The following is a 12,644-nucleotide window of genomic DNA, read 5'->3' on the forward strand; positions in this document are numbered from 1 at the left end:
ATCTGCAGGTGACACGCCCAGGGCGGACGATTGAAGCATTGCGATGATGTTGGGACGCGATACATGAACCAGGATCAGATCCTGACCACCGCCGACCGCGAAGAGGCGTTGTCGCGCGCCTATCTGCAGGCCGTGGCAGCAAGCGCTGGCTATGTGGTAGCCACCGATGATTTCGACCGCGATGGCATCGATTGTACGATTCGAGCCGGCGGGCAGATGCGTCCAGCGTTAGGCATACAGCTCAAAGCCACGATGAAACTCGGTGAGCCACACGAAGGGGAATACCGCTATCCTCTTAAACGCCGCAACTATGATCTGCTGCGCGAGCCGACCCAAACGCCGCGAGTACTCGTGGTGCTCGCACTGCCAGAAGACCAAACCGATTGGCCGACGATCACTGAGGATGAATTGGTGTTGCGCCGATGCGCGTACTGGGTCTCGCTGACCGATCTGCCCGACACAGAAAACCGCGAATCCGTGACGGTGTCGCTGCCGGCCCACCAGCGTTTTGACGTGGCCGCATTGTGCGACCTAATGGATCAGTCCCGACGAGGAGCGATCCAATGAATGTGCAAATTCGTGACGATCAAGCGCTGCGCGCGATCACCCCCGCTGCACTCGCTGCCTACGCGTGCGGTGAAGGTTGGGCGCGGCTGGAAGCCTATGGGCAACATGCCGATGTTTACTCACACCCAGACCGGCCAGAGCTGATCATCCCGCGTACCGATGCCTTGGCCGATTATGCTTCCGTTGTTGCGCAGTTGATCGCGATCCTAGCGGAAACGAGCGGACGGGATGCGTTAGCGCTCTATCGCGACCTGCTCGGCGCAGACCGAGATGTGATCCGGATCCGCGCTGCTGGTGATGCGAACGACGGCTCCGTTCCCCTGGTCGCCGCCGAGGGTCTCGTGACGCACACGCGCGAGATGCTGCTGGCGGCTGCCTGCGCGGCTTCCAGCCCGAGGGCACTCTATCGCGCTGGCGCAAATCGCGAGGCCAACGAATATTTGCAACGGGTTCGTTTGGGTCAGACCGAGCAGGGTAGTTTTGTCGTCAAGCTCTTGGCCCCTGTCCCTCCGCTGTTGCAACCGTCTTTTGATCTTGACTGGGCGCCCTTCGACGACGAGCCCTACGAGCGCAAGGTGACACGCCGACTGATGGAAGCGCTAACAGCCTGCAACAAAGCGGCGGAACGGGCCACGACAGAGGGCATGGCGGCCTTTCAACGAGCCGTCCAAATCGGCGTCAGCGCGAATTTGTGCGAGGCGGTGTCAAAGCTGATCCAACATGCCAACCAGCTGGAAATCGGTGTGACCTGGGCACGCACCCGCCCGGGTGCTCAGGTTCAGCAGCGCGTGCGTTTCCAGCCGAGCATGGCCGAAGTCTTGGGAGAGGCGGCTAGAAACTTTCGCGCACAACACTCGCAGGCGGACATGGAATTGTTCGGAACCATTTACCGACTCAAGCGTGATCAGAACGAGGCTGAAGGCCAGATCGGATTGAGAACGTTAGTCGACGGCAAGATTCAGTCGGTCCAAACAACCTTGGATGACGTCAGCTACAGCCTGGCCGTCCAAGCCCATGAGCAGCAATTGCCAGCCCTCATTAGGGGCGATCTAGAGCGGACTGGGCAGCGTTGGCAACTCACAAACGCTGAGTTGGTGAGTATTGGCACGGCTGATGATGATGACGTTAACGACAATCGTACTGATGCCGTCAAACTAGCTGACTAGGCGGCGCCGTTATGGCGTTTCTCGCCATATCGCGCATGATGAGTGACTCAATCATGATCCGACAGAGATTGCTAACCGGACTGTATAGCACCGCCATGGCGTTGTTCATCGCTCAAGGCAACGCGCTGGCAGAGACGACCGAAGATGCCGCCGCCCTGTGGTCGGCGCTCACCGAGGGCGGCAAGGTGATGCTGATCCGGCATGCGCAATCCGAAGAGGCAACTCCCGAGGTCGCGTTGAACCTGGATCAAGACAGCGATTGCAGCCGCGAACTGAATCTCAGCGCGGAGGGACGCGCGCAGGCCGAGGCGCTCGGAGAACGGCTGCGGCAGCAGGGTGTCGAGGTCGAGACCGTTTTGAGCAGCGAGCTTTGCCGTGCGCGGCAGACCGCCGAGCTCGCCTTCGGCGCTGCCGAGCCTTGGACGGCACTGAATCATCCGCGCGTGCTGCCCGAGGGCGAGGCGACCTGGCTGATTGAGGATGTGCGTGAGCGGATCGCGACCTTCTCGGGGAATGCTAACCTGGCACTGGTCACCCACCGGGAGACCATCAACACCCTGAGCTTCGAACTCATCGAGCCTGCCGAGATCGTCGTCCTCGCGCCGGATGAGACCGACGGGTTTGCCGTGCTGGGTCGATTGACGATCGTGCCTTGACGATCACCGCTCAACGCGAGATCCCATAGCGCTTCATCTTTTGCCAGAGCGTCTTGCGGCTGACACCCAGAGCAGCTGCGGCGGCTGTCACATTGCGCTCTTGATCATCCAGCGAGGCTAAGGATCGCGGCGCGCTCGCCGGCATGGGCATGGGCCTTGAGTCCTACCACATCGGTGCTTGCCTCTGGCTCAGCCGCACCCGGCAGGGCATCCACCGAGCACAGAGAGGCAGAGGATAGATACTGACGCAATGGTCGCAAAAAGAAGGGGCAGGCGCATCGTGGTCTCCGTAGGGCGGGGATCGATTAACTCGTCCTACTCTCTGCGTGCCCACTGCGTCTGTATGATGGAAGCCATGATCCTCTCCAAGAACAGCCCATTGGCGTCGCTTATGCAGACCTTTCCGCGCCCTGGACGCTTGGACTGGATCGGCCTGCGGCCGGCGCCGCGCTGACCGGAATCGAGGAGATAGCGCCGGCAGCGCTGCGCCGCAACCTGCTGGTGTCCGGCATCAACCTGTGTGCGCTCAAGGGTCAGCGCTTTCAGATCGGCGAGGTGGTGCTGGAGGGCACCAGCTTTGCGCATCCCTGCTCACGCATGGAGGAGGTCTTGGGAGCGGGCGGCTACAATGCCATGCGCGGTCATGGTGGACTTTGCGTGCGGGTGACTCAGGGCGGGCTGCTGCGCGTCGGTGATGCCGTTGTAGCGGTTGATGCCGAGGCCTAAGGCCTGGACTGCCGCGCCTGCTTGATCGCCAAGCAAACCGATCCTCTCAGTCCTCATCGAGACGCAACGGGCAGATGCGTCCGCAACCGCCGACCATCATCCGTTTAGTGACGACCATGCCAACCACGATTCAGAACAAGCTCGCGGCCATCATCGCTGAGATCGAACGCGCCGGGTCCGCCGACACCCAGCGTCTGACCATGTTGAAGAAGTGGTTCGAGACCGAGGGGCGGTTGCAGGCGTTCGCGAACTGGATCATGGAGCGGATCACGACGCAGCAAGCCACCTCATCGAGCGAGGTCGCTGCCTTGCTCGAGCAAGCGCGGGCCATCCTGGAGACCGCCAACAGCGGCGGGATCATGGATGACTCCGCCCTGTGCGTCCTGCTCGGCCAATGCCGGAACTTCCAATCCGAGATCAAACGGGTCAGAGGCTATCCCGTTCGTCTCATTCATGATCACTCGGTGTTGTTGCTGGAACTGGCGCTTGAGATCAGCCTGAGGCAGGCTAACCGACCCGCCGACGGCTACCAGCTCGCGGCGCGCTACTGCGAGCACTACGATGTACGCTACGGCAACACGCTCAATGGTCCAGCCAAAGCGCGCGTGCAGGCGATCGCCGCATTCATCGCCGCCGAGACTGGCTAACGCAGCGGGTCCAACACCCCATCGACATAGCGCCATAACCCATCCTCGCGCAGAAAGCGGCTGCGCTCATGCAGCCGCAACGGACGTCGGCCGATCTTGTAGCGCGCGACGAACTCCACCCAGCCTTCGCTGTCGTCGGGATCACCCGCCTTGGTGCTCAGGATCTTGAGGCCCATCCAGGTCGGCGCCGGGTCCAATACGATCTCGGCGGGTCGCGTGCTGGAGTGCCAGGTGCTGCGCAGATACTCGACAGTACCTTGGGTGAAGGCCGAGTAGCGCGAGCGCATCAGCGCCTCGGCGGTTGCTGGCACTGTCGTGCCAGCCAGGTACGGCTCGCAACAGTCGGCAAGAGTTCGTCCGGAGCCGCAGGGGCAAGCCATCGACAAGGCTCAGATCCTCTTGGTGGGTGGCGACGCAGGAACCGGTTTCGGCAGGCGTCGAGTCAGCGATGATTGGCAGCTTCGCGCAGACGCCCGATCGGCACAAGCTCAGCCTGAGCCCCAGCGTTGAACGGGCCGGCTTCGCCCATCCGTGTGTCGGGTGGCTCTCCAGCCAGCGTTCTAGGGTAGAAGCCCAGCAGCCGCTGCTCTACCGCCGTCCGTCCAGGCAACGGGCGGATAGGGCTTCATGCCGAGGCGAATCAGGCGTTTGGTCTGCCGGTCCAACTTGCTAATCAGGAACCTCCATGAGGCCAACGCCGCCCCATCCAGCGGCCAACATGCTCGGCACCTGGCGCAGCGCCCCGGGCAGTTTGAAGGGTTCAGCGGAGTTGACCGCTGCAGGGACGACGCTGTCGTCTCCAAACGCGCAAAGCCTACTTCGCCCGCTTCAGCTCGGTCACGTTGCTGTCGGCGTCGCCGGCGGGCTGCTCGGTGGCCGCTTCGGAGTGGTCCTCGCGCTCACCCGATGGCGGTGTGGGCTCTGGCTCCTTGCCCTTGAGCACCCGCTCAACGTTGCGGGCGTTGCGCGCCAGGTAGATGGTCAGCTCCTCGAGGTCCGCGTTCGGCAGCTCGGGTAGAACCTGATCCTCGCGCAGCAACTGCGCAAGCCGGTCGGCGATCTCGAGCGCCTTGTCGTAGGCATCGGCAGCTTTCTTATCAGCGGTCCGCAATCGTTCCATCCCATGCTTGTCTTTGACGATGTATTCAATCTCGATCAACGCGGTCGACTCCAGTCGCAGGCGAAGGTCAGGATTCTAGCGCAACCAACAGCCACAGCGGAGCCACGCTTCGAGTTCGAGAGGCTGAGCCGACGGACCCCAGCAACAAGGGACAGAAGCATGGGGTAACACTGGGCTGGCAGGGAAGACCGACGGGGATGATAGCGCCCAGTCGCATTGTCATACCTGTGGTCGATGGCGCGTTCACGGTCAAAGCTCGCCAAGCAGGACCCTGCCTGGCAGGGCGTTGAGCGCGGTCGGGCTAGACGCGCTGGTGGGTTCGCACCGATGTGCCCTTGCTGGAGGTAAGCGGATCGTTCGGCGTTAAGCCAGGTGAAGCGGCGTGCGCTGCTCGACGAGAAATCCAGCCGCATGCGGATGCCCGCCACCGCCGAAGCCGGCCGCGATCCGCGAGACATCGAGGCCCTGTGGATCAGAGCGCAGGCTAAACCGCCGCCCGGCGGGCGTATCACAGTAGCAAGCGGCAAACGGCTCGCCGCCGCAAAGTGCCGCTCCGACATCGGAACTGTACTTCGAGGGGACGTTGATGACCGGCACCTCATGGCCAGCGATCTGGCTGCGGTAGGCCAGCGTCTCGACCAACTCCTGCACGTCCTTGTCGTGTTGGCGCAGGATCGGGATGCCTTCCTCGCGCAGCTCCTCGGGATCCTTGCGCATGAGCCGGTCCCATTCGATGAGTGAGAACGGATAGGAGGCCAGTGTGGCGGTGATCTCGCGGGTGCCGGGCAGCTCGAAGCGCCAGAGATCCCGGTCCTGGATGTGCTCGAGCAAGCGAGGTGGGCGCCGATCAGGGAAGTAGTGCGACCAGGCAATCATGGCACCGCACCGATCCATATCGAAGACCGTGGTGACGTTCTCCGGCAGGTCGACCAGATCAGCCTGTGCGGACCGGTGGTGATCGAGGATCAGGATGTGATCGGCCAGGTCCGCCATCGCCAGCAGCAGGTCGCGCTTGTAGCTGAAGTCGACCAGGATGACCTCACGCCCGTGGACATCCGGCGGTGGCTGTTGGTGCACACCCGGGTAGAACTCGAGGCCGGACTGCGCATGAGCGGTGTCGACGACCCAAGCGGCCGAGAAACCATCCAGGCAATCGGCGTGGTAGATGCAGAGCGGCTGTTTGAGCCTCTGTGGTTGGTCGTGCAAAACGGGAAAGCGCCTCCGGGGTCAGGTTGACGTCAATAGCGGTGAGTCAGCAGCTTGCCACAGGCTCGCCCCATCCGCCGATGTTGCTTGCTGCGTTCAGTTCCGGCATCAGAAGGGCATGTCGATGAACACCCCATGGAGGCAACGAAATCGGCCGGCCGCTGTGTTGTTGAACGGTCTATCTCGCACGCTCTTGGTTGGGCGCGGCTTACCAAGGCTCGTTGGCCGGGCGCAGATCCAGCTCGAAGGTCCAGGCATCCTTTGGTTGGCGATGCAGCCAGAGCAACGTCTCGGCGATATGCTCAGGCTTGATCAAGCCCTGCTCACCGCGCGTTGCCGCCATCTCCGGCATCTGCTCATGCACCCGTGGGACATCGATGAGGCCGTCGATGATCAGGTGCGCGACATGAATCCCTTGCGGGCCAACCTCACGTGCCAGACTGCCTGCCAGTGCTCTCAGGCCATGCTTGGCCGCAGCAAAGGCGGAAAAGCCAGCGCTCTGTTTGACCGACGCGGTGGCGCCGATGAACAGCAATGATCCGGAGCCGGCCGGCAGCATGCGCTTGGCCGCCTCACGCGCAATCAGGAAGCCTGCCAGCGTGCTGCCCTGCCACAGCTCATAGAGCCGACTGGGCTCGGTCTCGACCAGAGGCCCCATCGCGAAACCCGCTGTCGCGAACACGACCAGCTCCGGTGTGCCGAAGTGCGCCGACGCGGTCTCGAACAGGGCGCTGACCTCGGCCGCATCGCTCGCATCCGCCGCGACGGCCAGCGCCCGACCACCGGCCGCCTCGATCTCCGCAGCGAGCGCATCGAGCGCTTTCGCGTTGCGCCGGGTCAGCACCACCGGCCAGCCTTCAGTGGCCAGGCATTTGGCAACTGCGGCGCCGGTGCCGGAGCCAGCGCCGACGATCATCGCGTAACCTGTGTGCATACCTTGTGTCTCCTGGACGATGAACGTCCGATCATAGGACCCGTTGTGCTGAGCGCTCGTGTGACCAGTTGCCCCAAAAGGGCTAGACATCTCAAACGGTGGCGATCGAGATGGCAAAAACCAAAGAACCTGTGACCGCCGCCGTGCGGCTTCTACGCCAGGCTGACGTCCCCTTCAGCGGCTTCTGCTATACCTACAACGGTGGTGGAACGGCTGAGGTGGCTCAGGCGTTAGGCGTCGATGAGCACCAAGTGGTCAAGACCCTGATCATGGAAGACGACCGACTTCAGCCCTTGATCATGCTCATGCACGGTGACCACGAGGTCGCGACCGGTGCCCTGGCGCGCCAGATCGGTGCGAAGCGGATTCAGCCCTGCACACCTCAGATTGCAGACAAGCACTCCGGCTACCAGGTCGGTGGCACCTCACCCTTTGCGACCCGTCGGACCATGCCGGTCTACTGCGAGCGCAGCATCCTGCAGCTCGAGCAGCTGTATATCAACGGCGGCAAGCGCGGCTACATCCTCCGGCTGCGCAGCGAGGATCTGCAACGTCTGCTGTCGCCAACGCTGGTTGAGGTCGCAGTCTAAGCCGGCGTTGGAAGCCCAGTGTCTGGCCGCCGGTCGCGGTGAGGCATTGACCGCCCAGACCCGGCAGTGGGAACCTCAATGCTCCGCTCTCGATTCGGACCCAGCTGATGCAACGTGATCCCAACCTCGTGCGCCTGTCGCATGACCATCAATCAGCGCTGGTCTTGGCCAAGCGGGCGCGTGAGTTGGCGACGGTTGAACATCCCGAGCGCCGTGCTGCTTGGGCCGAGATCCAGGCCCGCTTTGCCGATGCGCTCGAACCGCACTTCCAGCTTGAGGAGCGGGGGCTCCTTGCCACCTTGCGTGTCGCCGGCCAGCAGGCCTTGGTTGAGCAAACCCTTGCCGAGCATACCGAGCTGCGGGCGTTGATTCTGAGCGATGCCCCTGAGTGCTTCGGCGCCGCGTTAAGTGCGCATATCCGCTTTGAAGAGCGGACCCTGTTCGAGACCGCGCAGCAGGTGCTGGAGCCCGCCGTGCTCAACGAGTTGGGCGTGCTGCACGAAGCGGCAGCGCGCCCGGCTTGTTCGACGACAGCGCGCAAGGACGGCGCGCCCGGAGCGCCGCGATGAGCCCGCAGCAAGCCAAACGCCCCGGCGAGGTTGCTGTAGAGCACCCCCAAGCGTCGGATGCCGCGCTGCAGTACATCGGGCGCATCCACACCCCCTGGCAGCGGCGCGAAGACTGTCCGCGCCAAGGCGGCCTCGATGGTCCGGAGTGTCAGATCGAGGTGTTCCAGCCCTGGGATCGTGCGCTGGTCGGTCTTCAGACGACGACCCCGCTCGAGGTGCTCTATTGGCTCGATCAGTCCCGGCGCGACCTGGTCCTACAATGCCCGAAAGGGCGTGGGGAGCCCCTCGGCACCTTTGCCCTGCGCTCGCCGGTGCGGCCGAATCCGATTGGCAGCAGCGTTGTCGAGCTGATTGGGGTCGAAGGCCCGGTGCTGCGGGTGCGCGGCTTGGATTGCCTGGATGGCACGCCCTTGCTGGATCTGAAGCCAGCGCGCTCGGCCTTCATGACCAACCCAGGAACCTGATTGACAGCGTGCTCACTGATCGCCGTTTCGACCGCTGGCTGTTCGCCGTACTCTGGCTCCTGCTGCTGACCTACGCCCTGCTGTTTGATACCGGCAAGCCTAGCCCCTGGCCCTTTGCGCTGGGCAGCTTCGTCCTCGGTGGTGTTGTCTTGCTGCCCTATCTGGCGATACGGGACATGCGCGCGCCCTTGCAGCAGGCACCCGGTGCCTTTGTGCGCGCGCTCGGCTCGCGGATCACCGGCGTGGTGTTGCTGCTGACGGCTCTAGGGCTGATTGGCTTTGCGGTCTTGGCTGGAGATCTGAGCGTCTTCGCCTCCCAGCTTCAGGACTCGGCCTTCATCGCCGTGATGAGTGCCGACCTGCTGGTCTTGACCATCGCGCTGCATCGCTGTGCGGTGATTGATCGACAGCGGCGCGGGTTGCGCCTGAGCGGCCGGTCCGCGCTGGCTGTGCACATGCCGCTACTGGGTCCGCTGCTCTATCTTGCGCTGCGCCAGCCGGCATCGCAGGACGACCTCGGGGTAAGTCCAGACGGTGCTACAGGATCGGCTCGCTGAACGAGCGCAGCCGGTAGCGAATGCGGATCTGGCCATCCTCAGTGCGTGTGGCGCTGATCGGGTAGCCGGAGTTGTCGAGGATGCTGGTCACCAGCGCCGCGACCAGCACTTCAGGCGGGGTGTCCCGGTGCCGCTGTGCCAGGCGCTCGCGCACATGCTCGAGCAAGGATGGATCGATCTCAAGCGTCAGGGTCTCAGCGGGTGGGGATGCGTTCATGGCGCTCCAGCGGCGAGTGGCTCGAGCAGTTCCGGGCTGTCGTTGACCGACGAGTTCACCGCCCGCGAGATCGGATAGGCATCCCAGCATCTTGTATCAGCCGGCTTGAGCAGCGCCAACAGCGCCTCCTTGCTCGCGCTCCCGTCACCGCTCGCAAGCCAGTTCCCATAGTCCTCAGGCGCTAGGATCACCGGCATGCGGTCATGGATCGGGCGGAGCAGGGCATTGGCCTCGGTGACGATGATCGTGCAGGAGTCGATCACAGATCCGTCATCGCCTTGCCAATGCTCAAAGAGTCCAGCCATCGCAAACGGCGCCTGATCCTTGCGGCGGATCGCATAGGGCTGTTTGCCATCCTTGCTGGGCTGCCATTCATAGAAGGCATCGGCCGGGATCAGGCAGCGACGCTGCGCGAACGCAGCGCGATAGGCCGGCTTGCTCGCGACCGACTCGGCGCGGGCGTTGATCATGCTATAGCGATTATCCGGCCCTTTGGACCAGAACGGTACTAAGCCCCAGCGCAGGTTCACGCACTCGCGATGCTGCTGGTCCTCGGTCAGTCGGACTGCCAGCACCGGTTGGGTCGGCGCGACGTTGTAGCGCAGTTGCGCGTCAACCGCTGTCGTTGCGAGCCCGAAGTGATCGGCGAGGGTCTGGGGATCGGCGTATTGGGCGAAGCGTCCGCACATGCCGGACCTCCTTCGGTCAAGGTGATGAGCGATCTGGCCACGTTATCGAGTGCATGCATGGCGCGTCTGACAGACTCAGAATGCAGCAGCTCGCCTGCCAGTGGCTGCCCGTAGCCAATGAATCAGCCGCTCGCAGAATTCTCCAGATGCGGCACAAGACCGTCGTCACCGCCGATTGGGAGGAGATGAAGAAAGGAAGCTCGCCCGCACCATGGCGGTCGTTGCCGTTACACTGGAGCGCATCCCCCTGGTTGAGGCATGCCGCCCAGTATCTCGCTAGTACCTCTAGCTTCTCCGGGACCACCAGTCGGCCGGATTCCGAATGCGACTGCCGCAACCAGTGCAGGATCTCGTTCGCGTCGAGCGGTATGAATCTGAAATTGGATGCGCGAAGCCGATGCAGCAGATCAAAGCGCAATTGTCCCAACAATACCTGCCAGCGGACCGACGGGCCCTCGGAAGTGACCTTTGCCAGCTCGTAGTCCGCCACTTGGTCCGATAGCAGTAGGTCGCCGAGAGATACGTCGTTCCTCGCGATCCCGCCGGCGATTCCAACCAGCAGCACATAGCGAGGTGCGAAGCGGCGGATGCCGTCGCCGCACGCGCTGGCGGCCTGGGTGTGACCCATCCCAGCTAGCGGCAGCACCACGGCGGAATAGGTGACCGGCTGTCCGTCCGGAAAGTGTGCGCGGATCTCTGCCGCGTAGTAGACGCGAATGTCGTCATCGTTGGGCGGCAGCTTGCGGTGACCCGGCAGGCGCGCGAGCAGGGCGTCGCGCTCCTCGGGCAGCGGAGCGACGAGCAGAAAGTCGATTGGTCGCTCGAGGTAGAGGCTAGAAGTAGTTCGGCGCTCGGGCGAGTCTATGGGTGTCATGTTCAGAGCCTGTTGGGCGATTCGAGTCAGTGTCGCGGGCCTCGCCGCGCCAGAAGCCAATCTCCTCCGTCGGTCTGCCCAGAAAGGGCTGAGGATACGCAGGACTCATACCGGCGCGTTCCAACTCCGGCAGCAAGCGCATGCCCCAGGCCCCCCAGGTCGCGGGTCGCCAGCATAGCGTTGGCGCGCGGCATCGCAGGCTAAGGCGACGACGACTCATGTTGATCGCAGATCTGTCTGACGAACGCGGTTACGCGCTGGATGTCCTCATCACTAAGCCCAGCCTCGAGGATCAGTCTCAGTAGTCTCATCACCTCAGGTTGCGCGCGCAGAAAATCGGTGATCTCAGGGTCGGTCGCCGAAGACAGCCGAAATAAGACATCTGGATCGACAGCGAGCGCAGTGGCCATGGCCTTGATCACTTCGGGACTCGGAGGGGGCTCCTTTCCACGTTCGATCCGGCTGAGATAGGCTGGCGAGATTCGAATCTTGCCGGCCATCTCCCGGAGGCCCAACGCCTGGGCGACGCGAAGCTCACGGAGGGTGTCGCCAAAGGTTTTCATCATCGGCAACTTAGCACGCTGTTTAGTGTTATGCAACGCATATCTTTATGTGCTAGAGTAGTCGACCAGATCGTTCTCTGGCCGTCCGGGCTCGACGCGCGTAAGCGGCCTGCGCAGGCTTGAGATGGTGCTCGCTGCTCAAAGCAGCGAGAGGCTGTCCAGATCGAGAGCGACAAGACGACTTAACGCGTGTGCAAAGGGCGATGAGATGAGCGAAGCCGCAAGAGAACAGAATGAATCCGCAGCCCAGGAGGCTGTCGACTCGAAGGAGCACACGATTCCAGCCGGTTACACGCTCGACTATATTTCAGGCAAGCAAATCAAGGAGACGAAGACCTGGCCGGAAGGGCAGGCAAAACCCGCTTCACCCAAGGAATCCTTGGAGCTGCTGCTATGCAAGCAGCGAATCCCGCGCTCATCGGCAATCTACAAGAGGATCACAGCGCAGGTTTCGATCAAGCACTGTGAAGACGCCGCATTCCACTCGCTGCTCGAGACGCTTCGAAGCTAGTTTCCGCCGGATGCGGTGGGCTGACGGAATTGTGCCCATTTTTGTGGTTCATGAATCGCGATTCATGAACCACAAATCGGTTTGTCGCTCATGCGTGAGCGGCAATGTATCGGATCCTTGCTCAGAAATATGGAGGCTCGAATGGCTAGCATGAATTGGAGCGAGGAAGACCGGGATTATCTTGCCGAAGTGCCGGAGCTTCCGGGTTGCATGGCTGATGGAGACAGCGATCAACAGCCGCTCGCAAATGCGGAATTGATCATTCAGTAGTGGATCGAGAGCGCCCAAGAGATCGGCCGTCCGATTCCAGAGCATCGTGGAAGACTGATGTCAGCTTGACGAGAAAACACTTATGAATATCGAAGCACAAATCCTTTCGACAGTCCGTGTCTTACCGCCTGAGCGGCAAGCGGAGGTGTTGGATTTCGCCGGCTTTCTTCAGCAGCGCGTAAGGCAGTGTCAAGAGCCGCGTCCGATCGGTCTTTGTCAGGGAGAATTCCAGGTCCCGGATGACTTCGATGCTCCATTGCCTAACCTGATTATTCACGAATCTCAGCCAATTCTCTGGCTCTAGTCTAGACTTCAAAG

Annotated in this window: 20 protein-coding genes; 11 read left to right on the plus strand and 9 right to left on the minus strand. The window is 62.4% G+C overall.

Translation table 11 applies throughout. The features are described from left to right. Positions 1-63 precede the first annotated feature (63 nt). From AC54T3_RS14740 to AC54T3_RS14750, 3 genes are read left to right on the plus strand one after another with little or no spacing between them, the layout of a single operon-like run. A complete protein-coding gene (locus AC54T3_RS14740) occupies positions 64-567 on the plus strand; it encodes a DUF4365 domain-containing protein (protein ID WP_496625924.1) in 504 nt (167 codons plus the stop codon). Further along, the gene (locus tag AC54T3_RS14745) at positions 564-1,733 is read left to right on the plus strand and encodes a hypothetical protein (protein WP_496625925.1); all 1,170 of its coding nucleotides are present in this window, start codon (positions 564-566) and stop codon (positions 1,731-1,733) included. Before AC54T3_RS14740 ends, AC54T3_RS14745 begins: the two co-directional genes overlap by 4 nt. Positions 1,734-1,786: 53 nt before the next feature. Beyond that, positions 1,787-2,389, plus strand: a complete 603-nt coding sequence (locus AC54T3_RS14750) for a histidine phosphatase family protein (protein WP_496625927.1) — start codon at positions 1,787-1,789, stop codon at positions 2,387-2,389. Between the two features lie 10 nt (positions 2,390-2,399). Here AC54T3_RS14750 and AC54T3_RS14755 read toward each other — a convergent pair whose 3' ends face one another. Then, entirely contained in the window at positions 2,400-2,540 is a 141-nt protein-coding gene (locus AC54T3_RS14755) for a helix-turn-helix domain-containing protein (RefSeq protein ID WP_496625929.1), read from the minus strand. A gap of 350 nt (positions 2,541-2,890) precedes the next feature. Between AC54T3_RS14755 and AC54T3_RS14760 the strand changes: the two genes are divergently transcribed. Further along, positions 2,891-3,115, plus strand: a complete 225-nt coding sequence (locus AC54T3_RS14760; RefSeq protein ID WP_496625930.1) for an MOSC domain-containing protein — start codon at positions 2,891-2,893, stop codon at positions 3,113-3,115. 116 nt (positions 3,116-3,231) lie between these two features. Then, the gene (locus tag AC54T3_RS14765; protein WP_496625932.1) at positions 3,232-3,762 is read left to right on the plus strand and encodes a hypothetical protein; all 531 of its coding nucleotides are present in this window, start codon (positions 3,232-3,234) and stop codon (positions 3,760-3,762) included. Here the strand turns inward: AC54T3_RS14765 and AC54T3_RS14770 are convergent. The 4 genes from AC54T3_RS14770 to AC54T3_RS14785 all read right to left on the minus strand — a co-directional run bounded on the left by AC54T3_RS14770 (position 3,759) and on the right by AC54T3_RS14785 (position 7,022). Further along, the gene (locus tag AC54T3_RS14770) at positions 3,759-4,142 is read right to left on the minus strand and encodes a YchJ family protein (protein WP_496625934.1); all 384 of its coding nucleotides are present in this window, start codon (positions 4,140-4,142) and stop codon (positions 3,759-3,761) included. The two genes, AC54T3_RS14765 and AC54T3_RS14770, sit on opposite strands and share 4 nt — an antisense overlap. Positions 4,143-4,576: 434 nt before the next feature. Then, positions 4,577-4,921 (minus strand): YebG family protein, encoded by a 345-nt coding sequence (locus AC54T3_RS14775; RefSeq protein ID WP_496625936.1) that lies wholly within the window; start codon positions 4,919-4,921, stop codon positions 4,577-4,579. A 324-nt stretch (positions 4,922-5,245) separates the two neighbouring features. Then, positions 5,246-6,088 carry a hypothetical protein gene (locus AC54T3_RS14780; RefSeq protein WP_496625938.1) on the minus strand — a complete coding sequence of 281 codons (843 nt, stop codon included), beginning with the start codon at positions 6,086-6,088 and terminating at the stop codon, positions 5,246-5,248. Between the two features lie 208 nt (positions 6,089-6,296). Beyond that, positions 6,297-7,022: an SDR family NAD(P)-dependent oxidoreductase gene (locus AC54T3_RS14785; protein ID WP_496625940.1), complete on the minus strand. Its 726-nt coding sequence runs from the start codon at positions 7,020-7,022 to the stop codon at positions 6,297-6,299. Positions 7,023-7,132: 110 nt separating this feature from the next. Between AC54T3_RS14785 and AC54T3_RS14790 the strand changes: the two genes are divergently transcribed. The 4 genes from AC54T3_RS14790 to AC54T3_RS14805 all read left to right on the plus strand — a co-directional run bounded on the left by AC54T3_RS14790 (position 7,133) and on the right by AC54T3_RS14805 (position 9,202). Beyond that, positions 7,133-7,612, plus strand: a complete 480-nt coding sequence (locus AC54T3_RS14790; protein WP_496625942.1) for an aminoacyl-tRNA deacylase — start codon at positions 7,133-7,135, stop codon at positions 7,610-7,612. Positions 7,613-7,719: 107 nt separating this feature from the next. Next, a complete protein-coding gene (locus AC54T3_RS14795; protein WP_496625943.1) occupies positions 7,720-8,181 on the plus strand; it encodes a hemerythrin domain-containing protein in 462 nt (153 codons plus the stop codon). Beyond that, entirely contained in the window at positions 8,178-8,645 is a 468-nt protein-coding gene (tsaA, locus tag AC54T3_RS14800) for a tRNA (N6-threonylcarbamoyladenosine(37)-N6)-methyltransferase TrmO (protein WP_496625944.1), read from the plus strand. Before AC54T3_RS14795 ends, tsaA begins: the two co-directional genes overlap by 4 nt. Positions 8,646-8,653: 8 nt before the next feature. Next, the gene (locus AC54T3_RS14805; protein ID WP_496625946.1) at positions 8,654-9,202 is read left to right on the plus strand and encodes a hypothetical protein; all 549 of its coding nucleotides are present in this window, start codon (positions 8,654-8,656) and stop codon (positions 9,200-9,202) included. Here the strand turns inward: AC54T3_RS14805 and AC54T3_RS14810 are convergent. The 4 genes from AC54T3_RS14810 to AC54T3_RS14825 form a co-directional block, all read right to left on the minus strand. Next, complete coding sequence (locus tag AC54T3_RS14810) at positions 9,183-9,419, minus strand: hypothetical protein (protein ID WP_496625948.1); 237 nt, start codon at positions 9,417-9,419, stop codon at positions 9,183-9,185. The two genes, AC54T3_RS14805 and AC54T3_RS14810, sit on opposite strands and share 20 nt — an antisense overlap. Continuing rightward, positions 9,416-10,108: an SOS response-associated peptidase gene (locus AC54T3_RS14815; RefSeq protein ID WP_496625950.1), complete on the minus strand. Its 693-nt coding sequence runs from the start codon at positions 10,106-10,108 to the stop codon at positions 9,416-9,418. Before AC54T3_RS14815 ends, AC54T3_RS14810 begins: the two co-directional genes overlap by 4 nt. Before the next feature lie 16 nt (positions 10,109-10,124). Further along, positions 10,125-10,982, minus strand: coding sequence for a 5'-methylthioadenosine/S-adenosylhomocysteine nucleosidase family protein (locus tag AC54T3_RS14820; protein ID WP_496625951.1), 858 nt, complete (start codon positions 10,980-10,982; stop codon positions 10,125-10,127). 200 nt (positions 10,983-11,182) lie between these two features. Next, positions 11,183-11,548 (minus strand): helix-turn-helix domain-containing protein, encoded by a 366-nt coding sequence (locus tag AC54T3_RS14825; protein ID WP_496625956.1) that lies wholly within the window; start codon positions 11,546-11,548, stop codon positions 11,183-11,185. A 205-nt stretch (positions 11,549-11,753) separates the two neighbouring features. Here AC54T3_RS14825 and AC54T3_RS14830 point away from each other — a divergent pair, with 205 nt between their 5' ends. Both AC54T3_RS14830 and AC54T3_RS14835 read left to right on the plus strand, forming a co-directional pair. Further along, entirely contained in the window at positions 11,754-12,056 is a 303-nt protein-coding gene (locus AC54T3_RS14830; RefSeq protein ID WP_496625953.1) for a hypothetical protein, read from the plus strand. A gap of 352 nt (positions 12,057-12,408) precedes the next feature. After that, positions 12,409-12,630, plus strand: a complete 222-nt coding sequence (locus AC54T3_RS14835; protein ID WP_496625955.1) for a DUF2281 domain-containing protein — start codon at positions 12,409-12,411, stop codon at positions 12,628-12,630. Positions 12,631-12,644 lie beyond the last annotated feature (14 nt).

It is taken from the genome of Halochromatium sp. NSM3, from assembly GCF_059621085.1.